The 24,073-nt window shown below is 47.8% G+C and carries 15 protein-coding genes; 9 read left to right on the top strand and 6 right to left on the bottom strand.

The genetic code is table 11. From position 1 onward, the window contains the following. Positions 1–18 precede the first annotated feature (18 nt). Entirely contained in the window at positions 19–468 is a 450-nt protein-coding gene (locus E5331_RS13515) for a GatB/YqeY domain-containing protein (protein WP_123481495.1), read from the bottom strand. A gap of 322 nt (positions 469–790) precedes the next feature. Here E5331_RS13515 and E5331_RS13510 point away from each other — a divergent pair, with 322 nt between their 5' ends. The 3 genes from E5331_RS13510 (at position 791) to E5331_RS13500 (ending at position 3,619) form a co-directional block, all read left to right on the top strand. Continuing rightward, entirely contained in the window at positions 791–1,765 is a 975-nt protein-coding gene (locus E5331_RS13510; RefSeq protein ID WP_123481496.1) for a GIN domain-containing protein, read from the top strand. Positions 1,766–1,835: 70 nt separating this feature from the next. Then, entirely contained in the window at positions 1,836–2,711 is an 876-nt protein-coding gene (locus E5331_RS13505; RefSeq protein WP_123481497.1) for a GIN domain-containing protein, read from the top strand. Between the two features lie 203 nt (positions 2,712–2,914). After that, a complete protein-coding gene (locus E5331_RS13500) occupies positions 2,915–3,619 on the top strand; it encodes a YiaD family glycine zipper/OmpA-like lipoprotein (RefSeq protein WP_123481498.1) in 705 nt (234 codons plus the stop codon). A gap of 72 nt (positions 3,620–3,691) precedes the next feature. On the opposite strand, the gene E5331_RS13495 is transcribed toward E5331_RS13500, so the two are convergent. From E5331_RS13495 to E5331_RS13475, 5 genes are all read right to left on the bottom strand, one after another. Beyond that, on the bottom strand, positions 3,692–6,004 hold the full coding sequence (locus E5331_RS13495) for a TonB-dependent receptor (RefSeq protein ID WP_420813812.1): 2,313 nt from the start codon (positions 6,002–6,004) through the stop codon (positions 3,692–3,694). A gap of 620 nt (positions 6,005–6,624) precedes the next feature. Then, the gene (locus E5331_RS13490; protein WP_123481501.1) at positions 6,625–8,214 is read right to left on the bottom strand and encodes an alpha-galactosidase D; all 1,590 of its coding nucleotides are present in this window, start codon (positions 8,212–8,214) and stop codon (positions 6,625–6,627) included. A 157-nt stretch (positions 8,215–8,371) separates the two neighbouring features. Next, entirely contained in the window at positions 8,372–9,265 is an 894-nt protein-coding gene (locus E5331_RS13485; protein WP_168355236.1) for an Rpn family recombination-promoting nuclease/putative transposase, read from the bottom strand. A gap of 194 nt (positions 9,266–9,459) precedes the next feature. Then, positions 9,460–10,803 (bottom strand): NADP-specific glutamate dehydrogenase, encoded by a 1,344-nt coding sequence (locus E5331_RS13480; RefSeq protein WP_123481503.1) that lies wholly within the window; start codon positions 10,801–10,803, stop codon positions 9,460–9,462. 281 nt (positions 10,804–11,084) lie between these two features. Next, positions 11,085–13,265, bottom strand: coding sequence for an alpha-galactosidase (locus tag E5331_RS13475; RefSeq protein WP_275441219.1), 2,181 nt, complete (start codon positions 13,263–13,265; stop codon positions 11,085–11,087). A 296-nt stretch (positions 13,266–13,561) separates the two neighbouring features. On the opposite strand from E5331_RS13475, the gene E5331_RS13470 reads away from it, so the two are divergent. The 6 genes from E5331_RS13470 (at position 13,562) to E5331_RS13445 (ending at position 24,039) form a co-directional block, all read left to right on the top strand. Next, positions 13,562–14,449 carry an AraC family transcriptional regulator gene (locus E5331_RS13470; RefSeq protein WP_123481505.1) on the top strand — a complete coding sequence of 296 codons (888 nt, stop codon included), beginning with the start codon at positions 13,562–13,564 and terminating at the stop codon, positions 14,447–14,449. 183 nt (positions 14,450–14,632) lie between these two features. Further along, a complete protein-coding gene (locus E5331_RS13465) occupies positions 14,633–16,072 on the top strand; it encodes a sialate O-acetylesterase (RefSeq protein ID WP_123481506.1) in 1,440 nt (479 codons plus the stop codon). 47 nt (positions 16,073–16,119) lie between these two features. Next, positions 16,120–17,388, top strand: coding sequence for a glycoside hydrolase 5 family protein (locus E5331_RS13460; protein ID WP_123481507.1), 1,269 nt, complete (start codon positions 16,120–16,122; stop codon positions 17,386–17,388). Positions 17,389–17,752: 364 nt separating this feature from the next. Continuing rightward, positions 17,753–20,947, top strand: coding sequence for a SusC/RagA family TonB-linked outer membrane protein (locus E5331_RS13455; RefSeq protein ID WP_275441214.1), 3,195 nt, complete (start codon positions 17,753–17,755; stop codon positions 20,945–20,947). Positions 20,948–20,968: 21 nt separating this feature from the next. Beyond that, positions 20,969–22,672, top strand: coding sequence for a RagB/SusD family nutrient uptake outer membrane protein (locus E5331_RS13450; RefSeq protein WP_123481508.1), 1,704 nt, complete (start codon positions 20,969–20,971; stop codon positions 22,670–22,672). 35 nt (positions 22,673–22,707) lie between these two features. Beyond that, entirely contained in the window at positions 22,708–24,039 is a 1,332-nt protein-coding gene (locus tag E5331_RS13445) for a glycan-binding surface protein (RefSeq protein ID WP_135985363.1), read from the top strand. Positions 24,040–24,073 lie beyond the last annotated feature (34 nt).

The following is a 24,073-nucleotide window of genomic DNA, read 5'->3' as shown; positions in this document are numbered from 1 at the left end:
TTAAAATCTTAATCCTGCTCAGGCGAGGAGTTCTTTTACTTTTGCGGAGATCAATTTCCCTTCAGCGCGACCGGCGAGACGCTTCGTAGCGACGCCCATCACCTTACCCATCTCCTTGGGTCCGGTGGCACCGGTCTCTGCAATGATAGCCTTCAGTTCTGCCAGCAGCTCCTCTTCCGAGAGCTGTTTGGGGAGATACGCCTCAATCACGGCAGCCTCCTCCAACTCACCTGCGGCAAGTTCGGGACGGTTGTTCTCCTCATATATGCGTGCGCTCTCCCTGCGCTGCTTCACCATCTTAACCATAATTTTCACGGCAGTCTCATCAGAGAGTTCCCCGTTTGAGCCTTTGGCTGTCTTAGCCTCCAGAAATTCCTTCTTGACGCCGCGCAGGGCCTCAAGTCTGACCTTCTCGCGTGCGAGCATGGCCTTTTTTATGTCTTCGCTGATCTGATCAAAAAGATTCATAAAAATATAGCGGTTTTATAGTCTCTAATTATCAATTTATGCACACAGCCTAACCCGAAGACGTAGCCATTTGTGCATAAAATACCTATTGAAGTGCAAAAATACTTCAAAAATGCGGTATTCGCAATTATACACGCATTTTTTTAATTCTCACACATTAAAATAGCCAAAACTTATCCTGAAATAAAAAAAATTCACACTCCTTTGTCACAAAATCTCGTCTTGTGAGTCTTTAATATGAACCGGTAACACAAACCGGGATATAAACCGGATAACCGACAGGTCAGATTCCGGTTTACCTTCCACAATTTACCAAACATTTATGAAGACATTCCACATATTAAAAAAGAAAACCTTCTCCAAGCTTCATCATCCGGTGGCAGCGGCACTCCTGGTGTCGTCTCTCTCTATTGTTGCCGGAGCCGGCACTATGGCGGCATTGGCAGACAATCCCTACTATTCATATAGCAGCTCAAGCTCCGGCTCATCCTACAGCCGCAGCAACAGTTCTTCAAGTTCCTGCTCAACCCACAGTTGCAGCAGTTCTTCAAGTTCCGGTTCGTCAAAGTCAAGAAAAAATAATGCATCAAAAAAGTCATCCAAGAGAAAGTCAAAAGGGAATGCCGGGAATACGACGGCAGGCATGACTACCCGACGCATCTCCATCAATAGGTTCAACACGCTTAGCCTATCAAATGCAATCGACGTGGTTTACAGGCAAGGTCCGGCGACGGGATATGCGGAAATTCATGGCGATCCAAAAGCAATCGACTGTCTCAACCTGTCGGACAGCAACGGATCACTAAACATCGGCTACCGGTCCTCTCCCGGCAACATCAACGGCGCGACAGTAGTCTACGTCACCAACCCTACGATTGATGCAATAAACCTAAACGATGCATGCAATTTCACCTCCATCGGTACAATTGACGTAGGACCGGTGTTCAACATACACTCCTCCGGAGCCTCTACCATCGACATCCCTGACGTGACCGGCGATATTGTAAACATATTAACCGATGGAGCCGGCAAAGTCAATATCTCCTCTGCAAATATGAACATCATCAACACCGATGCCAATGGAGCCTCATCCATAAAGATAAAAGAGATATGTGCCCAGCATGTGAATTCCATCTCACGCGATGCCGCCTCCATCTCCGTGGCAGGACGTTGCAACTATAAGAATTCCATCACTCACTCTGTCAGCAAGATTAACGATCGCGGGCTCATCATTGAGAGCCGTCCGCTTGATTGCTCGCAGAAGAGCAGAGGAAGGATACCACCCCGTCAGCCATGACGCATCCGCCGACATACAAATCCGGCAGTCTGAAAAAATATTAAATTAAAAATATATAAAACAAAATAATATGAGATTCAAAAATCTGATACTGTCTACATTGGCAGTCGCAGCCATATTTTTCATAGGCTGCTCCATGTCGTCAGGAAGTTCAATCCACAGCGACAACTCAAAAGAGGCGAAAGTGAAAAAGAGTGTCAAGATTGGAAGTTTCAACAAGATTGAAGCGTCATCAGGCATTCGCGTAATCTTCACACAGGGAAAGGAATCCGGAGTAGCACGCATCTCCACCACCCCATCGGCACAAAAGTATCTTAAAGTATATGTCAACAAAGGGAAACTTATAGCCAGATATGAGGGTAAAGGCAACATGAATATCTCCGGACAGACCACCGTGTCGGTAATCGCACCCGACCTGAAGGACATCGAACTGTCATCCGCTGCCCGGTTCCAAGCTAACGGCAATCTTGACATACGAAATCTTGAAATCGACCTGTCATCCGCCGCCAAAGCAACATTCAACAACATCACAGCGACAGAGATTGAGATCGACACATCAAGCAGCAGCAGCGTGAGCATTGAAAAAGCCAATGTCAATACCTTCGAAGCCGATGCCTCAAGCGCATCAAAAATCACGGTATCGAAGATCGTCGCCACCAAACTTGAACTTGATGCATCAAGCGCGGCAAAAATAAACGTGGGCTACTTCAACGGCACTACCCTCTCCACCGAGAGTTCAAGCGGAGCATCAGTCAATGCATCAGGCATAACGGCAAGGAATGTATATTCCGAGGCAAGCAGCGGAGGCAGCATAACACTCAAAGGGAGTTGCGAATATCTGAAGAAAAGTTCAAATTCCGGAGGAAGAATCAACGCCTCTCAACTCCATTCCGATTCTCGCAATCAACATACCTCCGGGAAGCAGACACCGGTGAGAAATCCTTAATGACGACAGTAATACATTCCATAATTATAAGTATTGCACTTATAATCAATAGGTGCACATACAATTTGTTTTGAATAAAGTGATGAAAGCGCGTATACCCGCGCTTTTATCGCGTTATAGTGGTGGGAAACATTATTCCGCCACGAGAAATAAACCATTCAATACTTCCGTTAGTTATATTAACATAATCAAAAGGTGATATTATGAAAATGAAAAAATTTACAGTGGCATTTCTTGCAGCCACACTTCTCATAGGAGCTACTGGATGTTCTTCAATGAACAATACAGGTAAAGGCGCATTGATAGGCACAGGCGGTGGCGGCGCGGTAGGTGCAGGCATCGGTGCCCTCATCGGTGGAGGTAAAGGTGCCGGGATCGGTGCCGCAATTGGTGCCGCAGTAGGCGCAGGAGCAGGAGCATTGATCGGTCAGAAGATGGATAAGCAGCAGAAAGAGCTTCAGGAGCAGCTTGCTCAGCAGGCAAAGGTGGAGGAGACAACCGACTCCAACGGTCTGCGTGCTATCAAAGTCACTTTTGATGGTGGCATTCTCTTCCCGACAGGCAAATACACTCTTAACCCGACAGCACAGGCTGACCTCACCAAATTTGCTGTCAACCTCATCAGCAACCCCGACACTGACGTTGCCATCAAGGGCTATACCGACAACACCGGTTCATACGCAGTCAATGAGAAACTCTCCGGTCAACGCGCAAACGCTGTCCGCAACTACCTCATCAATTGTGGAGTGCCTGCCGATCGTCTGTCCGCACAGGGTATACCGATGGCTGACTACGTGGCTTCCAACGACACACCGGAAGGACGTGCCCTCAACCGTCGCGTGGAAATCACAGTATACGCCAATGAGAAGATGATTAAGGATGCCGAGGCTCAGACCGCAAGCAATTGATAATTATATTAGAAGTCTTAGAAGCCTCAGAAGTCTTAAAACATTTTAAGACTTCTGAGGCTTCTATAGCTTTTAGATACTAAATCTCACTCCAGCAGTCAGACTACGTGGCAACATCGGGCCATATATATATCCGCTGTCACGAAGATAGCCCTTATCAAACTTCTTCTGATAACTATTGAATATATTACTTATACCCAGACTGATGTTGAGAGATCCACTGTGCATGATTCTCAATTCATAATTGATCTTCAAACTCATATCCAGAAAATCGGGTGTTGTCTCAGCAACATCCACCTCAGTTCCAGAGCCTGCCATGTGCTGCACAAGCATTGATCCGGAATAAGTTCCATTCAACGTTGCCTTCCAATGCTTTGCTATATCATAATTAAAGGTAAGATATCCATACAAGTCAGGAGTACGGAACATACGCTTCACCGGAGCCACACCTGAGTCCTCACTCCAATACTCCAGTTCCTTATACCGACTTTTCTGCCAAGTAAATCCTGCCTGCAAGTCCACACGAGATGACAGCACAGTCCTTGCCTCCGCATTGAATCCCCATACTGTCGCACCCGAACCGTTGTAACGTTCAAGCACAGTGTTACCTTTACTATCCGGTTCATCAAGTTTGCGCATTGCAAAAACGTCATTCAACGATGTGGCAAAAGCCTCCACCATCAAATTCACCTGCACATTCCCTATACTGCGGTACATATCTGCCGAGGCACTGAAACTATGGCTATTCTCATGCGTCAGGTCGTCAGCCAATACAGTCACCACACGTTCTCCACCTACAACAGCAACATGAAAATCCTCTGCGTATGCTTGAGGCGAACGAAATCCGGTAGAATAAGATAGTCTGAAGTTAAAATCATCCGAAGGATTAAACCGTATATTTGCACGTGGAGAGAAAATCGCATTGTCTATTATGGAATTCTTATCGACACGGCATCCTACAAGAAAACCCCAACGGTCGTTTCTCCATTCATTCTGAAGATATGCGCTGTATATACTGATTTTCTGAGTGACATCATGATCATAGCTTAGAGTACGGTCACGAAGATAATTATAATTAAATTCCACACCACCTATAAGTTCAGCCGGCATGAACCATAATTTCTCAAAACTATGTGTCCATTGTCCACCACCGGTCACAACAAGGTCATGGGTAGTACCATAAGCATTCGGGTCTTTTTCACTGCCATAATAGCTTTTCCTCTTGGTGTTTTGAGTGGCGGCAAAAACGTTCAGATGGTCATTCCTATTTGACGACCATAAATCAAACGACACTTCCCCACCATGTATATTATGGTCAACCTGTTCGGCAATCATAGCCTCATGAGCCGGCAGATCAAGATTGTCACCCCCACGACGATACTCATGGGTGCCATGGTATTCAATGTTAAGGCGAGTGTCGTCAGACGGTCTGAAGAAAGTACGCGCCCCCAAGGTCTGCGTTTTCAGCTGTGCTATCTCTGTAAATCCGTCGCCGTCATGGTCATAACCATCCCGGTTGCGGTTCTGACCAAAAATAAACATTCCCATACGGTTATTATTATTCACCACCGACGCATTGAAAGTAGTGTTATTATCCAAAGCCCCCGTGATGCCTATGGAAGTCATCTGATGGCTCGCTTCCGCAGAATTGACCACCGGATCACGTGTTATTATGTTTATGGTGCCACCTATTGCAGAAGAACCGAACAGAGCAGATCCACCGCCTCGCATTATCTCTATCCTGTCTATCATATTGGCAGGAATCTGCTCCAGTCCATACACACCTGTCAATGCAGAAAACACCGGACGGGAATTCATCAGGATCTGGGAATAATGTCCGTCCAGACCATTTATTCTCACTTGCGTAAATCCGCAATTCTGACAATCATTCTCAACCCTCAGACCAGGTTGATAACATAGTCCGTCTGCAAGGGAATTTGCACTTACGTTTGTCAACAATTTTGAAGTTGCCACACTCACCAACGAAGGGCTATTGCGACGCTTTGTCTCGCTTTTACTTCCGGTCACTACTACCTGGTCAAGCAAGAAAAGATCAGGGGCAATCTCAAAATTCACTTCCACCGTTTTCCCCTTAACGACCTCAACCCATTTTGTTTCGGTCTTATAACCCACATACGATGCCTCAATCTCATATTTACCCGGATTTATGTCATGAAGAGCATAATGTCCGGAGGCATCCGTAAGAGCGACTATGGATGTACCGAGTATTTTAATTGTGCAGAAAGGTATATGTTCCCCTGTATCTCCGTCTATTACATGCCCGTTAATATTGGCATCTGTAGGGGGAACGTTCGCATATAGGCATACCGATGTCTGTGTTAACATGCAAAAAAACGCCAACACCGACATGATTATTTGTTTAATCATGTGATAATTTAATTCGTAATTTATTATTGAAGAATGAATTCGTCTATACATCTACATAGACAACAATGACATTAAGACACAAATCACTTGCATCTAAACAATTTTGAAAAAATGAAAATACAGTCAGTCAAGACGTAACCGGGGGTGCGCGTCCTCTAATGAGATAGATATTATCCGACAACTTGCCCACCTGTGACAATTGTTCAATTATTGCGACAAGAAACTTATATACTCCGCCTACTTCAATAGTGTCACTGCAAATCATTAAAGATATGAAAGCATTATAATGCGCTATTAATACGTAAGCCCCCGAAATATGTTTATGTCCATCAGACGGAAGATGTGGATGAGAGTGTACTATAGTGTAACCCTTCTCTAAATGGGAATGCACAAACATAGTGTTTCCGCAAATAAACATTACGAAAACTGCAACCATAAATGCAGATATACTCCTCTTGAAAATTCCCATTTGTTATCGCAAAATTAATAAATTTAGCCGACATGGAGAAATAGACCATGTGCCATACAAAAAAACCAGAGCCACCGGCAGTGACCCTGATTTTCCATTAAACGAAGTCGATATCCTTACTTATTCGATATATATACATGATTATCAATTAAATAATAGGTTTAATATCGAAATAATCAATATCGGGCATAAAGTAATCCGGGTTAGAGAAGCGCACGCTGTTGACCCCCTTTTTTAGGGATACGGGAATCGTCAGAGTACCCACCTTGTTGTACCCTCCGGAATTTGCCACATATTTTGAGACCTTCTCGCCGTTTATCTCTACCAAGATTTCCCGGTCTTCCTCTGTAAGAAAACCGATGGTCATCTCATAATCTCCACCATTCTTACTGTATACATCGTCAAAACGTAGGTCATTCTCCTCCTTATAACCGAGCCATCCTGCCTTTGCACCACCCGAACATGCCGCTTCTTGAGAATAAATACCGGTACGCATTATAGCATTATTCACAAGTTCCTGATAATCGCTTATATATCCGCACTCACCCTCATAGCGCACTCTCTCCAGACGCCTGTCAGCCTTAGCCTTTAACACAACCACGCCATGAGCAGGCACAGTCATACGACATTCCTTCGTAAACGCTCCGGCATCTTTCCGGTTGATAAGGTCACGGAGTTTCACCTTTCCGCCCAATTCCAGTTTTTCAAGATCCACATCCACGGTCTGCGGTTTGTCAGAAGGGTTATAGAGTGCTATGGCGCGTGTATTGCCGAAATGTTTCTCTATATCCTTTACCATCACATACACATCGCCAATCTTATCCGCCACGTAAGCCTGAAGATGAAGCGGGTCCTGATTAAGGGCAATCAGCTCCTTATTGGTCAACAGGTCGACAGTTTCCGGCTTCATGTTCCTCATATCGCACCCGACAAGCAACGGCGAACTCATGATACACCACATTGCGAAATGCGTACGATCCTCCTCCGGAGTCATGCTTCGTCCTACCTCAAGCATATCCATATCGTTGTAATGCCCGTCACGACAATAAGCCGACAGATACAGATTCTCCGCAAGAATATTTCTCACCGATTCCCATGCATCATATATGTCGCCGGTAGTACGCCAAGAATCGGCGATACCTGTAACCCACGTACCGGGATAAGCCCATCGACATATATTGAACTGGATATCGTCACGTCCACAATTCCTTATAGCCTCAGCTATCTTGGTGTATTGTTTCTCATCATCAAGGTTGCGATGCATGCCTCCGCAATAGTCCACCTTTATGAAATCATAGTTCCAATCTATGAAATAAGTATGGCAATCCTCCTTTTCATAACGGAATAACCCTACATTAAGACCATACGGGTCACGGTTCTGTGAACCACAAGTATTGTCGCCTGCATCGGAATATATGCCAGCCTTAAGACCGACACTATGAATATAATCCGACACTGCCCTCATTCCGTTGGGGAACTTCTTGGAATCAATTATCAACTTTCCATCCTCTGCGCGGCCGTTCCAGAATCCATCGTCAATATTGATGAACATATATCCCGCATCCTTCAATCCTGACTTCACCATAGCGTCAGCCTGCTCCTTGATAAGCTGCTCATTAATGTCGAGTCCGTATGTATTCCACGAGCTCCAACCCATCAGAGGTGCACGACCGGAATCAGCGGCTCCGGCAGATACTGCCAGCATCCCTGCGGCAGCCAAAAGAATCATCTGTTTCATTAGTTTTTAAATTTAATTATCTAAATATCTGATAATGAATTTCTATCTATTTCTATATGAGACCGGCAATTTTAGGTAATATATAGGATCGAATGATTCTTCTATTATTTCAACGGAATTATCAGGTTATTATTTCCCCAAAAACGGATGGCTTAATCTATAACTCTTCTATTATTTCAACGGAGAGTCCGGTAAATTCTGCCACTTTATTGATAGGCAATCCCGCCGCAAGCATCTGTCGGGCGATAATCTTACGTTCCTTATCCATGCCTACTTTGACACCCTCTTCCAGTCCTTCTGCTCGTCCTTCTGCTCGTCCTTCTGCTCTACTTTCCTTGACAGCAGTGTTGAGTATGTTGTTCCAGTCGCGCATATTCTTGAGACTCTCCTCATAAGCCATACGCTCCTCCTTAGTGAACGCATATATCTCTGATACCCTGAACAGTTCACGGAATATATCATCCTTCAGAAATTCCGGATACTCATCAAGATCATTCATGTTCTTTATCGCCCAAAGCCATCTCTCCACAGGATTTTCCAGTTTCTCCAATGGCTTCACCACCTTTGGCATCTCGATGTAGACGTATGTCAGCTTGTCATACAGCACCCTTCCGTTGCTTACATCACATATCTTTGCCGTATGTTTTGGTTCCGGATCATCACAGAACTGCTGCATACGGAAGTTAAGGAACACCACGGTGTAAACCGGCGGCAGATTAAAATCCCAATCACCCTTCTTTGCCACCTCCTGCATCGGGAATGTCGAGTAGCAGATGCTCCGGTCCGTGAAGAACTCCTGATGCATGTTCTGCATCTCGACGATTATGTGTGCTCCTGATTTTGTCTGGCAATAGATATCGAAAATCGCCTTACGGTTTGTTGAGGCAATTCCGAGTTTCTCCGGATTTAAGTATGTCAGATCCTCAATCGGGTCATTACATTCAAGAAGATCATTAAGAATCCTTATGAGAAGATGCTTATTTTCCGGGGAACCGAAGATCTTCTTGAAACCAAAATCCGTAAAAGGATTTATATATCTTTCAGTACACATAACGATAGTATTTATTACAGTTGACATTCATCTACAAAAATAGATATAATAATTGAGATTTTATCCATGCAATATAAATAATTATTTAGGCATCCTAAAAATTATGTAACAAAATAGGTGAGATTGCCTACACGGCAACCTCACCTCAAGGATTGTTTGTGTTTTTATGGTTTTTTGCTGAGATTTCAGTTTTATCAGAGCACACCCTGAGCCATCATAGCGCGGGCAACTTTCATGAAGCCGGCAACGTTGGCACCCTTCACGTAGTTGATGAAGTCAGAGCCTTCCTCTTTGCCGTATTTCTCACACTGCTCGTGGATATTCTTCATGATGCTCTTGAGCTTGTCGTCAACCTCCTCTGCACTCCAAGAGAGTTTCTGTGAGTTCTGAGCCATCTCAAGACCGGAGACAGCCACACCACCTGCGTTGGCAGCCTTACCCGGAGCGTAAAGAATCTTGGCAGCAAGGAATTTCTTGATCGCTTCCGGAGTAGAAGGCATGTTTGCACCCTCGCTCACGGCAATCACGCCATTGTCAAGAAGTGCCTGAGCATCGTCGCCGTCAAGTTCATTCTGAGTTGCAGAAGGCATTGCGATATCACACTTCACGTGTTTCCAAGGACGCTCGCCGGGGAGATACTGCACATCGGGATATTTCTCCGCAACCTCGCTGATACGACCGCGATAATAGTTCTTCAATTCGAATATATAATCGAGCTGCTCCTCAGAGAAACCTTCCGGTTTGATGATTGAGCCGCCGCTATCGCTCATGGAGACTACCTTTGCACCGAGTTCGGTAAGTTTGCGGGTAGTATAGGTAGCCACGTTGCCTGATCCAGACACAGCCACTTTCTTACCCTTGATATCGATACCACGTGTAGCAAGCATATTGAGAAGGAAATAGCAGTTGCCATAACCTGTAGCCTCAGGACGGATGAGTGAACCACCGAAGTCAAGACCCTTGCCTGTGAAAGTACCGGTAAACTCACGCGCCATCTTCTTGTAATAGCCGAACATGTAGCCTACCTCACGACCACCTACGCCGATATCACCGGCAGGCACGTCGGTGTCAGGACCGATCTGACGCCATAGCTCAGCGATAAATGCCTGGCAGAAGCGCATGATTTCCATGTCGCTCTTTCCACGCGGAGAGAAGTCGGAACCACCTTTGCCACCACCCATCGGAAGAGTAGTGAGGGAGTTCTTGAATGTCTGCTCGAATGCAAGGAACTTGAGGATTGACTGGTTGACTGAAGCGTGGAAACGGATACCTCCTTTGTAGGGACCAATAGCATTGTTATGCTGGATACGGTAGCCCATGTTGTTGTGCACTTTCCCCTTGTCGTCAACCCAGCTTACGCGGAAAGAGAAGATACGGTCCGGAATGCAAAGACGTTCAATAAGGTTCTCTGCCTCAAAAGAGGGGTATTCGTTATAGACGTCTTCGATAGAGGTCACTACCTCTTCCACTGCCTGAAGATACTCAGGCTCATTCGGGAATCTGCGACGGAGATCCGCCATCACTTCAGATGCTTTCATAAATTGAAAATATGAGTAATTTAATATTCTTTATACCTGTAAAAAACTTTCGTTTCCTTTATTTATCCATCCTCAAAAATCGGGAATGGAAGTTTTGACAGGTGCAAAGTAACAACAAAAATTTTAATTACACAACAATTTGCAATAAAAACTTTAAAAAAAGTTACAATTTTCAACAATTAACATATTTTTCAGCAATTAGGCACCATATATAAAGAGAGGTTGAGAGCGTAATACCACTCCCAACCTCATCAATATTCAGGATTAATTCTATCTTCCGATCATTTTGCTTGCAGACGAAGCACACGCGAAGCATAGTCGTTGCGCTTGTTCCAGTCTACATTATGGCTCAACGGCATCTCCAGACCGTTCGACATCAGATAACGCCCGGTGAATGTCTTACCCTCAAATGGCAACGGGGAATTGTCCACTCGGTTAAGCTCCGTGACAGTATAGAGTTTATCCGGATCAAGACCCGCCATCGTCACGCGAGGCAACTGCTGGTTGACAAACTGCTCCGTCTTCCACCAATAATACACAGCCTCATTCTTATCAGGCGCGACATACATCAGGGATGCGGCACCCTTACCGTCATACGGCGAGAGAAGGCGATATAGATCGCCATGCTGCACCACCGGACGCACGCTCTTATAATCCGCGATAGCCTTACGCGTCTGCGCTTTCTCCTCGTCAGTCATATTCTTGGGCTGGATCTCCATGCCGAGACGTCCGCTCATAGCCACATCCGTGCGGAATTTCAAAGGCACAATACGGTTGGTCTGATGGTTCGGACTTGCCGAGATATGTGAAGCCATGGCAATCGCGGGGAAGAAATAGCTCGTACCCCACTGCATGTAGATTCTCTGAAGCGCATCGGTATTGTCGCTCACCCAGAACTCATCGAAATACGGAAGTATTCCCCAGTTGGCACGTCCGCCACCGCTTGCACATGCCTGAATCGTCAGTTCAGGATATTTGGCACGTATGCGCTGGAGGGTCTTTTCAAGACCTTTGTGATAATCAATATAGAGATGACTCTGGTTGTCGGCACTCTGATACTGCGAACCATGATTCATTATCGGGGCATTGGCATCCCATTTGATATAATCAATCTCCGGATACTTAGTCATGAGGGTGTCAACCACCTCAAATACGAGATCCTGCACCTTCGGGTTTGCCATGTCGAGCACAAGCTGAGTGCCACCACGCCCCTGCACGGCATCCCTGTTGGCAGCCTTCACGATATACTCCGGATACTTCTCATAAAGCTCAGATATAGAATTGACCATCTCCGGCTCAATCCATATACCGAACTTTATGCCATTCTTGTCAGCAGTGTTGCAAAGTCCCTTGATACCATGCGGCAACTTCGTGGTGTCTACCATCCAGTCACCGAGAGAGGAGGAATCATTCTTACGCGGATACTTCACGCCGAACCATCCGTCGTCCATGACGAAAAGTTCGCCACCCATATCGGCGATATCCTTCATCATCTGCCCCATTCCCTCTTCATTTATATCGAAATATACACCTTCCCAGCTGTTGAGAAGCACCTTGCGCAACTCGTCACCATTGGCAAGACGGTAATTACGTCCCCATTTATGGAAATTACGGCTTGCACCACCAAGACCCTCCTCCGAGTAGGTCAATGCAAGAGCCGGAGTGACAAATTTCTCACCCTTCTTCAGATTATATGCGGAGTTCTCCTCATTTATTCCGGCAAAGAAATGGTGATAATTGCTGTCATCAGTATCAAACATCAGTTTGAAATTGCCACCGTAGCACAACGCCGCACCAATCACACGACCATGCTGTTCCTCACCCTTACCGTCAAGCGACATCATCACCTCGGCATGAGACGTATGGGAATTGCGCACACCATCCTTATTCTTTATCACCTTCAGATTATGGGGCAACGGAGCCTCCTCCACTTTCCCCTCATTTGCCCATGAGCCATAGAGTTGCGACACGTGGACATCACTGCGACGGATAGGCAGATACCCCGACATGAAACGGGTCAGTTTCACCGGTTTCTTCTCGTCATGGCTTGTCACAGTCCACGTCTCTATCACGTCACTCTCCGGATAGGTGCGGTAATTCACGTCGACATAAAACGGATATACCTTATCCGCCATTGACACAGTTGTCACCTTCGCACCGTTCTGCTCCACAGAAGAAGTGATACCGGTCACAGCCATATCAAGGGTCATATTCCCGTCGGCATGCACCGCACTCATGGCAGCCTCCTTCTCAGGCCAGAGACCATAGACGGGATATGCGTTAAACTGCGCGTCACCACTACCTGGAAACGCATTCAGATCGTTGGCACCCAATCCGGCACCATAATACAGAAACTTCAGAGGCTCACCCTTCGTGGCATCCAGCACGAGGGAAGTCTTCGGTGTTGACACATGCACAATCTCGGCAAATGCCGGGATAGACATAGCCAACGAGATAGTCATCAATGATATACAGGTCAGTTTTCCCATAGATTTTATTGGATTATTATTATTCGAGACAAAAGTCCGCATCAACATCGGACTACACCGATACAAAATTAGACAATAATTCCATCCTTTTACTACACTCTCATACCTTTTTCTACCACTTTAACTTTATTTATAATCCTCATCCCATCTTACCGCTCTGAAGTGATTTGCAAATCCTTATTTTACATACAACAATCAATAAATATTATCGTTATTATGTCAAATTAACACAGAAGTTTACACAACTTCATAATATCAGTCATAATACCATGTCACCGGCTCAAAGAGAAATAATAACCGAAATCACACCACTCTCCGACAAAGACTGTTTCTATTTTATCGACAGATATAAGGATCGTTTCAACTATCCGATACATCGCCATGAGGATTATGAACTCAATTTTGTGGGGGATGCCGCAGGAGCTTCACGTGTGGTCGGCGACTCGGTATGTGAGATAGGTCCGCTTGACCTTGTGCTGGTCGGACATAACATCGAACACTGCTGGGAACAAGGGAAATGCTCTTCCCCTAAGATACATGAGATGACCCTCCAATTCTCGAAAAAACTTTTCGGCGACACTTTCCTGAGCAAGAACCAGATGGCTCCGATAAAGGAACTGCTTGAACGGTCGGGCAACGGTATCGCTTTCTCACATAACGACATACTGAGAGTGTATCATCTTCTTGACGAACTGACCAAAACGCCCGACAATTTCCAGCGGATGCTACTGCTTATGCGCATACTATACGAACTTGCCAACTCCACGGAAAGCGTACAGCTATCCTCATCCTCATTTGCACAGGCACCCACCCGCACAGACAGCCGTCGTGTGCTGAAAGTGCAGGAATATATCGACAATAATTATAAGGATGAGATACGCCTCTCCGACCTTGCTGATCTTGTAGGGATGACTCCCACAGCATTCAGCCGATTCTTCAAGCTACGCACCGGACGCCACGTCTCGGAATACATCATCGACGTGCGTCTTGGTCATGCCACACGAGCACTCGTCGACAGCACACACTCCATCTCGGAAATCTCATTCGAATGTGGCTTCAACAACATCAGCTACTTCAACCGCATCTTCAAGAAACGGAAAGGATGTTCCCCAAAAGAATTTCGCGAGCTATACAAACGCAACCGCCTACTCGTCTGATACATCAAGCACATCATGCTCTTACATCATGCACAACCATAGACTTTTGTGCATAATGTAATAACTTGATGTGCTTGATGTATCTTGATTGTACTATTTTACCAATTCCTTGCACAATCGCCTGTATCCCTTTGCAAATGACAGCAATAATTGTACCTTTGCAAAAAATTCAACTGAAAGACCATGAAACCAAGCAAAATAATACTTCCGGCATTCCTTGCCCTCGCGTTCAGTTCTAATGCCAAGATAGAGCTACCAAATATATTCACCGACAACATGGTAATCCAGGCTGACACCATGGCTGCCATCTGGGGAAAAGCCACTCCCGGCTCCACCGTCACGGCAGAAGGGTCGTGGGGAGAATCCGCATCAGCAAAGACCGGTAAGGATGGCAAATGGAGACTTACACTGAAGACTCCCGCTCCCTCCTTCACTCCTACGGAGATAAAGATTACCGATAAATCCGACAACGACACGCGCACTCTCGGCAATGTGCTTGCCGGCGAAGTGTGGCTCGCTTCCGGACAGAGCAACATGGAGATGCCGATGCGCGGATTCTGGCACCAACCCGTTGAAGGTGCCGGCGAACAGGTCATGTTCAGCCGCAGTCTCGGAAAAGGTATACGGTTTATCAATGTGCCGAAAGCCGCAAGCTATGAGCCGCAGGATAACTTCAACGGCAGCTGGATGGAATGTACCCCCTCCACCACTTCCGAATTTTCAGCCCTGGGATGGTATTTCGCCACTGCCCTACGCGACATCATCGACGTGCCTGTAGGCATCATCTCATGTGCATACGGTGGCTCGAAAGTAGAGGGATGGTTGCCCGCTGGCATCATTGCCAAATATCCCGACAGAAATCTTGAAGCGGAGAAAAACAATCCTGACATGGGTGAATGGGAACGCATCAACGTTATGTATAATGCCATGCTGCTCCCTGTGGCTGGATATACAGTCCGCGGCTTCCTCTGGAATCAGGGGGAGTCAAACGTAGGCGGACATGACTATTATCCCACCCGTCAGACCGAGATGGTGCATCATTGGCGCGATCTATGGCAGAATCCGTCGATACCTTTCTATTTCGTGGAGCTACCCGGCTGGGAATATGGCGGTCCCGACAAGACGGAGGCGGCTCTTTTCCGCGAAGCTCAGCACAAGGGAGCGGATACTGCCGACGGAAGATACATTGTCTGTACGTCTGATCTTGTGTATCCCGATGAGGTCAACGACATACATGCCCGCAACAAGCGTCCTATCGGTCAACGTATGGCTGCCGCTGCCGCCACATATTCCTACGGCATTCCCGGCATCCCTCACACCTACCCCACCTTTAAGGAGATGGAGAATCATGGCGAATATGCGCTGATCACGTTCGACAATGCATGGAGCGGCCTGTCGCCCAACGAAAATATCGAAGGTTTTGAGGTAGCAGGGGAAGACCGGGTATTTCATCCCGCAAAAGCGGAGATCGACCTGAGCAAACTATCGGTAAAGGTCTCCTCTCCCGATGTGAAGGATATAAAATCGGTGCGCTACTGCTTCAAGAATTTTGCAATCGGTAAGCTGCACGACAACTACGGGATGCCTGTAGTGCCGTTCCGCACCGACAACTGGGATATGTAAGACCCTAAAAACATCACCTCCAATTCATTTTAAATCCAAATTAAAATATGTCAAAAAAAGTCAATATTTTCATAATATTATTCATATTTATATTTTCAGGAATAATCATGCGTGCAAATGATTTCGTCACTGTTGAGGATGGCAAATTCATGCTTGATGGCAAACCGTATAAATATGCCGGCACCAACTTCTGGTATGGGGCTATACTCGCCTCTCCCGGCAACGGTGGCGACCGCACACGCCTCTCTGAAGAACTTGACTCGCTTCAAGCTCTCGGCATCGATAACCTCCGCATCCTCGCCGGAGGTGACGGCAACAGGACAATCCCCTCCCACATAGAGCCTACCCTACAGACTGCCCCCGGGGAATATAACGAAGATATTCTTAAAGGGTTGGATTATCTCATAGCCGAATTGGAACGACGCAATATGAAAGCCGTCATCTATCTCAACAACGCATGGGAATGGAGTGGCGGATTCGGTACCTATCTTGAATGGGCAGGACATGAGGAGGCTCCCCTCCCTCTACGCGACGGCTACGACAAATATATCAAATATGCCTCACGCTTTGTCACTGACGAGAAGGCAAAAAACATGTTTGCAAATCATGTACGCAATATCGTGACACGCGTCAACAGCGTGACAGGCAAACCTTACACAGACTCACCCGCCATAATGTCGTGGCAGATAGCCAATGAGCCACGCTGTTTCGATCCTGCCAACAAGGAAGTTTTCTATAAATGGCTTACCGACACCGGACGTCTTATCAAGAGTCTGGATCCCAATCATCTGGTATCTACCGGAAGCGAGGGGAAATGGGGATGCGAAGGGGATATCGACCTATGGGCACGTATCCACAATTCGGATGCCATCGATTATGCCAACATCCACATCTGGCCCTACAACTGGAGTTGGGTGAAACCGGAAAGCATGACCGAGGATCTTCCGGATGCCATCGCCAATACTAAGGAATATATAGAATCACACCGCGCTCTTACGAAAAAGCCTATTGTGCTTGAAGAATTCGGCTTCCCCCGCGATAATATGGATATTGCCATCGGCAGCCCCACCACCAACCGCGATGCATATTATAAATATGTGCTCGACACGCTGACCGAGGGCGATCTGCTCAACGGCATAAACTTCTGGGGCTGGGGCGGCAACGCTCATCCGGTGCATAAAAGCTGGCAACCCGGCGACCCCTATACCGGCGACCCGGCACAGGAGGATCAAGGTCTTAACTCCGTCTTCACATCCGACCGCAGCACGCTCAACCTCATCCGCAATGCCAACAAAAAGCTCAAAGTAATAAAATAAGTCATTTCCCTCATTATTTTCATTATCGTCATTATTGACATTATTGACAATAACGTCAATAACGACAAAACAATCAGGTAATTTAGGTAAATAAGATTGCGTCAGAGAGAGAAATTCAATTGAATTTCTCTCTCTTTATTTATAATTAACTAAAAAAATCTTATATTTAAAGATTTATGGTAATTTCGGATAAAATAGTGCAAGTTTTTAGTCGTTTATCACTATAACTTTGCAAACGGAAAAGATACCCGACTTAAGTATATATATAACCTAAAATCATATACTCACTTAAGATCAGCTCTCTCCTCCCCAAACAAAGAAAACTCAATCAATCTTAATATTTACAAAACTAATCTTTCAACTCATGAAGACAAAGCTTTGCCACTTCAAGTGGCTGTTGGTATCCTTCTTCTGCTTGATAGCGATGAGCGGAGCCGCACAGGTCACTGTCACAGGCGTTGTTACCGATGAAGCAGGTGAACCCCTGATCGGAGCCACCGTGCTTGAAAAAGGTAAACAGAACGGAGCAGCCACAGACATTGACGGAAATTTCAAATTCAACGTCTCTTCATCAAATGCCACTCTCATGGTCTCTTATGTGGGATATGCCACACAGGAGGTCAAACTCAATGGTAAGACCAACCTCACCATCGTACTGAAAGAGGATTCCCAGGTACTTGAGGATGTTGTTGTGGTCGGCTATGGCACACAAAAGAAATCCGACATCACGGGTTCTGTCGCTTCCCTTTCAGAAGCTCAGATGAAACAATCGATTGTCACCAATGCCGACCAGATGCTCCAGGGCAAGGTTGCAGGTGTGCAGGTGACACAGAACTCCGGTGCTCCCGGCGGTGCCACTTCAGTACGTATCCGTGGTGCAAGCTCACTCAACTCTTCTAACGAACCTCTCTATGTGATTGACGGCGTGCCTATGAGCGGCAGCAGCGACATCGGCGGGTTCGACTGGATGGGCGGCAGCAACGGTCAGACAAAGGTAAACCCGCTGGCAGCCATCGCCCCCTCCGACATCGTGAGCATCGACGTGCTTAAAGATGCCTCCGCCTGTGCCATATATGGTGCGGCAGGTGCCAACGGTGTTGTGCTTGTGACTACCCGTCGCGGTTCTGCCGGACACACCAACGTGACCTACGACGGATACGTGGCGTGGCAGCAGGTGGCAAAACGCCTCGACATGATGGATCTTCGTGAATACGCACTCTATCAGCAGCAGCTTCTCGCAGAGGGAGTGCTGAACAAAGGAAATTTTGACTCGACATACAGCGACATCTCCCTCCTCGGCAAAGGCACCGACTGGCAAGATGAGATCTTCCGCACAGCCTTCATGCAGAGCCATCAGGTGAGCGTCACCGGTGGTAATGAGAAAACAGTATATGCCATGAGCGGCGGCTGGATGCAGCAGGACGGTACGATCATCGGATCTGACTTCTCACGCTTCAACACACGCTTCAACATCGACAACAATTTCACAAAATGGCTGAAAATTGGTGGTGCCCTCGCCTACACACGCACAGATGAGACCATCACACGAAATGACGGTTCTGACGGTGTTATCATGCAGGCAATGACCATGATGCCCTCCGTGCCCGTGTATGACTACGACGGCAACTGGGCAGGTCCGAACACCGTCAACGGTGCATCGACATGGAACCCCGTGGCACTCGCCATGATGACCAACAACACTCTCCTCCGTCAGAAAATCAACGGTAACTTCTACGTAAGTGCCGATTTCCTGAAACACTTCACATTCCGCGCGGAATATGCTTTCGACGCTTCACAGAACCAGAACAAATCGTTCATACCACGCTATCAGTTCGGTCTCGTATCTAACGACATCAACCAGATGATGCAGCGTGAGGACCACAACTTCTTCTGGATGCAAAAAGACTACCTCACCTACAATCAAACCTTCAACGAGAAACATGACGTGACTGCGATGGTAGGTTTTGAGGTGTCAAAAGGCTCTTGGAACGGCACTCAGTTCATCAAGAACAATTTCACCAGCGACAACATCCATATCATGGGATCTGACGGTGATTTCGTATCCAACACAGGATGGTCTGACGCCAACTCCTCCGCCTCTGTATTCGCCCGCGTGAACTACGGTTTCGACAACCGCTACCTCCTCACCGCCACAGTACGTCGTGACGGATCAAGCAAATTCGGTCCCAAGAACAAATGGGGTACATTCCCTTCAGTGGCTCTCGCATGGCGTCTCATCCAGGAGAAATGGCTTCAGGACGTCAACTGGATCAGCAACCTTAAACTCCGTCTCGGCTACGGTAAGGTAGGTAACTCCAACATCAGCACCTATCTCTACGGCTCATCCCTTCAGACGATACTCACCCCGATGGGTTCCGCCTACATTCCGAGCAACCTCTCCAATCCTAACCTGAAATGGGAGGCTTCGGAGCAATACAACGTAGGTCTTGACTTCGCAGCCTTCAGCAACCGTCTCGAACTCACCGTTGACGGCTACATCAAGCAGACTCAGGATCTTCTTATGCAGACCTTCGTGCCCTCGCACATCGGCTCTAACTCTTGGGGCGAGATCAATACCCCGTATGCCAACATCGGTAAGACTCGCAACGTAGGTATCGACGTGCAGATCAATGCCCGTCCGGTCATCACACGCGACTTCATGTGGTCAAGTTCATTGACTCTCTCCCACAACCGCAACAAGATCGTTGCACTCAACGACGACTCTCAGCGAATCTATGGCAATATCGACTGGTGGGCACCTTTCCAGACTGTAACAATGTTTGCTGTCGGACAGCCTATGGGCGTATTCTACGGATATGAGACAGAGGGTCTCTTCCAGAATGAAGCCGACATCCTCGGTCATGCCTCTCAGACAGGCAGCAAGGAGCCTTACAGCAACAAGATTGATAAGGTGTCGGGCGCATGGATCGGCGACCTCAAATTCAAAGACCAGAATGGCGATGGCGTGATAAATGATGCTGACCAGAAGATCATCGGCGACCCCAACCCGGATCTGACTTTCGGCTTCACCAACACATTCTCTTGGAAGAACTTCGAACTTAACGTAGGTCTTACCGGTCAGATCGGCGGCGACATCCTCAACTGGGCACGCTACCGCACCGAAGGACTCAGCTCAATCTGGGACAACCAGGCTGTAAGCGTTCTAAATCGCGCACAGACTGAGAAGATCGACCCCAATGGCAGCGACGACATCTCCAATCTCCAACTTGCAAAAGGTCATAACGGAATACCCCGCTTCTCCAACCTTGACGCCAACGGCAACCAGCGCATGAGCGACCGCTGGCTCGAGGATGCCTCTTACCTCCGCATTCAGAACATCTCACTCACCTACAATCTCCCCGAGAAATGGGCGAAGAAAGTGTTCATGCAGAGCGCGAGAATCTACTTCAACGTGCAGAACGTCTACACATTCACCAACTACAGCGGATACGATCCGGAAATCGGTGCCTTCAATCAGAGTTCTCTTCTTCAGAACATTGACCGCGGCCGTTATCCCACTCCCCGCACATATACTATCGGTCTTAACCTCTCCTTCTAAACAATCTCACCGAATACAGAAATGAAAAATATAATCAAAACTTCAGTCCTGTCTCTGATTATCGGCGGATCGCTCGTATCCTGCAACGATTTCCTGACAATCGACCCCATCGACAAACCCGTACTGGAGACCTACTATACAACCCCGGCTGCTCTTCAGTCGACCACAATGGCTCTCTATGCCTCCAAGACTTGGAGCAACTTCCACATGAATTTCCAGTGGAAGCTCGACATGATCAACGGCGACATCTACTATACCTATTCCGACGAGGGTCAGTGGTATTTCGGAACATACACATCCGTCAACCCCTATCTCAACGAGGGTTGGAAAGGTATTTACAACGTTATCCTTGATGCCAACAGCATCATCCACGACATAGTGCCAATCTGCGGCGGCACAATCACCCAGGCGGACAAGGATCAGGCCCTCGGAGAGGCGCGTGCAATGCGTGGATACTGCCACTACATGCTGGCTGAGGTATGGCATGACGTCCCCGTGATCGAGAACAACACCGAGATGATCTCATCAGGCAATCTCGATGTGCCGCGCAACACTCAGGCAAGCGTCTACCGCTTCGCAATGGAAGACCTTGACGCAGCCGTGGAGCTTCTTCCGGAAGAGACCACCGACAACTACCGTCTCAACAAGCGCAAGGCTCGCGCACTCCGTGCGAAACTCGCCGTCACAATGGCGGCTCACAAAGACTACGGCTATGACCGCGACGCTCTCTATGCGAAGGCTGCCGCCGATGCTCTCGACGTGATCGAGAACACTCAGGCTCTGACCCAGATCGACTTCTCCACCCTCTTTGACGTGGAGGCTAACAATGGTCCGGAATCAATCCTCGCAATACAGTGCGGTGTGCTTGGATACTCCTACGGCAACGCACGCAATACGGCATGGAGCCGTTCAAGCGTGATAGCCGACCAGACATGGGGCGCAGGTAAGGGTCCGACTCTATCCCTACAGCAGATGTATGACCGCAACGACAAACGCCGTATGTGGACCTACATGACCAACGGCGACGTCTATCCGATGCTCAACCGCGCAGGTGGTGGCTACACCTACCAATACGTGAGCCGCGACGGTAACGGCGACGTGCTCGAAGACCGCAACGAGATGCTTGCCCACATAAAGAAATACATCATCGGTAAGGGTGCTGACTGCGACGGAAATGTCGGAATTAATCAGGATGCCGCCAACAACATCTACCTCATGCGTCTCGCCGACGTCTACCTCACCTACGTTGAGGCAAAGATGGGCACAGCATCATCCACTTCCGACGCCACAGCAATGAAATACTACAACATGGTGCGCCAGCGTGCCGGTGTAGCTGAAGCATCATCCGTCACCTACATGGAACTCCTTAAAGAACGTCGTCGCGAACTCGCATTCGAGAGCCAAACTTGGTTCGACACCCAGCGTTATCGCTACCGTGAGGGTAATGCCGCCGCTCTCGAGATGCTCAACAACGGCTACGGCACAGGGCTAAACCGTGCATCAATGATAGTGCCGGACTACAACAAATATCCGACAATCGACGCCTCGAACGAAAACAACCGCGACATCTACATCGTCGTAAGCAACACAGCCGACGGCGGACAGTATGATGAGATTCTTCTCACCGACCTGTCGTTTGTAGCACCCATCCCGGCTGCCGTATCGTCAAGTTCTCCGGCTCTCATGGGTGAGCCAGTCGACTACTATGGCGGGGCAGCTGAATGAAGTCATCCAAACTTGTTTCAAAAAATCAGAAACCGATGAAAAATAATCTGAAAAACAATATAAGATATAGTTTTGTGGCTCTTTCCGGGTTGCTTCTTGCAGGCGGAATGATGTCGTGCAGCGAGACAGATGCCGACAAGGACAAGGGCGCCACCCCGGTCATCAAGTATGCCCGTATGTGCGATATTGAGACTGCCGACTCCCTCGTGGTGAGCGCATCTCTCGGCACACGCCTCGCTTTCGTGGGCGACAATCTCGGCGACGTGCAGCAGATATGGTTCAACGACCAGAAAGCAAAACTCAACCCTACAATGGTGACAAGCCACACAATCATCGTCGACATACCCAACGTGATTCCGGGTGAGGTAACTAATAAAGCTCGATTCATCACATCGTCCGGCATAACCACGGAATACCCCTTCAACGTATCCGTGCCGGCTCCCCGTGTGGATGCCATGTCGTGTGAGTATGCCCATGCCGGATCTGTAGTGACACTCACCGGTGCCTACTTCGCAGATGATCCCAACGTGCCTCTGACCGTCACATTCCCCGGAAACGTTCCCGCCGAGATCCGCAGCATCGAGCAAGAGACGCTTCAAGTAGTGGTGCCGGAGGGTGCTGAGGAGGGTGCGATAACAGTATCTTCCATCTATGGCGACGGGCTCAGTTCATTCCATTATCTCGACACACGAGGCATGATGTTTGACTTTGACGGTCTCACCGGACTCGGCAACCACGGCTGGCACAACGTGCCCATCGAAAATGACGGCACAGGCATCAGTGGCAACTATATCCGCCTCGGCGACGGTGCTACTACACTTGCCGGTGCAGATGCTTGGGACGATGGCAACTTCTCTTTCGAATATTGGGCAGGAAGCTGGAACACCCCGACCGACTACCCCGAACGCGAGGGCGTGCGTCTGTTTGATATCGTCGATTTCTCCGACTACAACAACATGAGCCTGAAATTCGAACTTTGCATACCGGAAAATGCAGCATGGCAGTCATGTGCAATGCAGCTGATATTCGCTGGGACAGATAAAGTGTCGATGGGTAATGCCGGCACCGATATCTTCGGCAACACCGTGGCAGGTGCCAACAACAACTATCTCCAGACCACAATGGCACGCGGACTTTGGACACCTTGGACCATCAACGAGGCATATCACACCGGCGGCGAATGGATTACCGTATCGCTACCGATCAAAGACTTCGTGTATGCCCCCGACGGCTCAGGCGCGACATCCTTCCTCGGCAGTGCATCCGACTTCGCAAGTTTCCAGATCTTCCTTTGGAACGGCGGTGTCACCGGAGTTGATTGCACCCCGATGCTGAAGATAGACAATATACGTGCGGTAAAGAACTAACCCGGAATACTTAAGCAATTAATATGCGATCAAG

Source organism: Lepagella muris (assembly GCF_004793975.1).
In the GTDB taxonomy this organism is placed as follows: domain Bacteria; phylum Bacteroidota; class Bacteroidia; order Bacteroidales; family Muribaculaceae; genus Lepagella; species Lepagella muris.
This window is presented reverse-complemented; position numbering and strand designations above follow the sequence as displayed.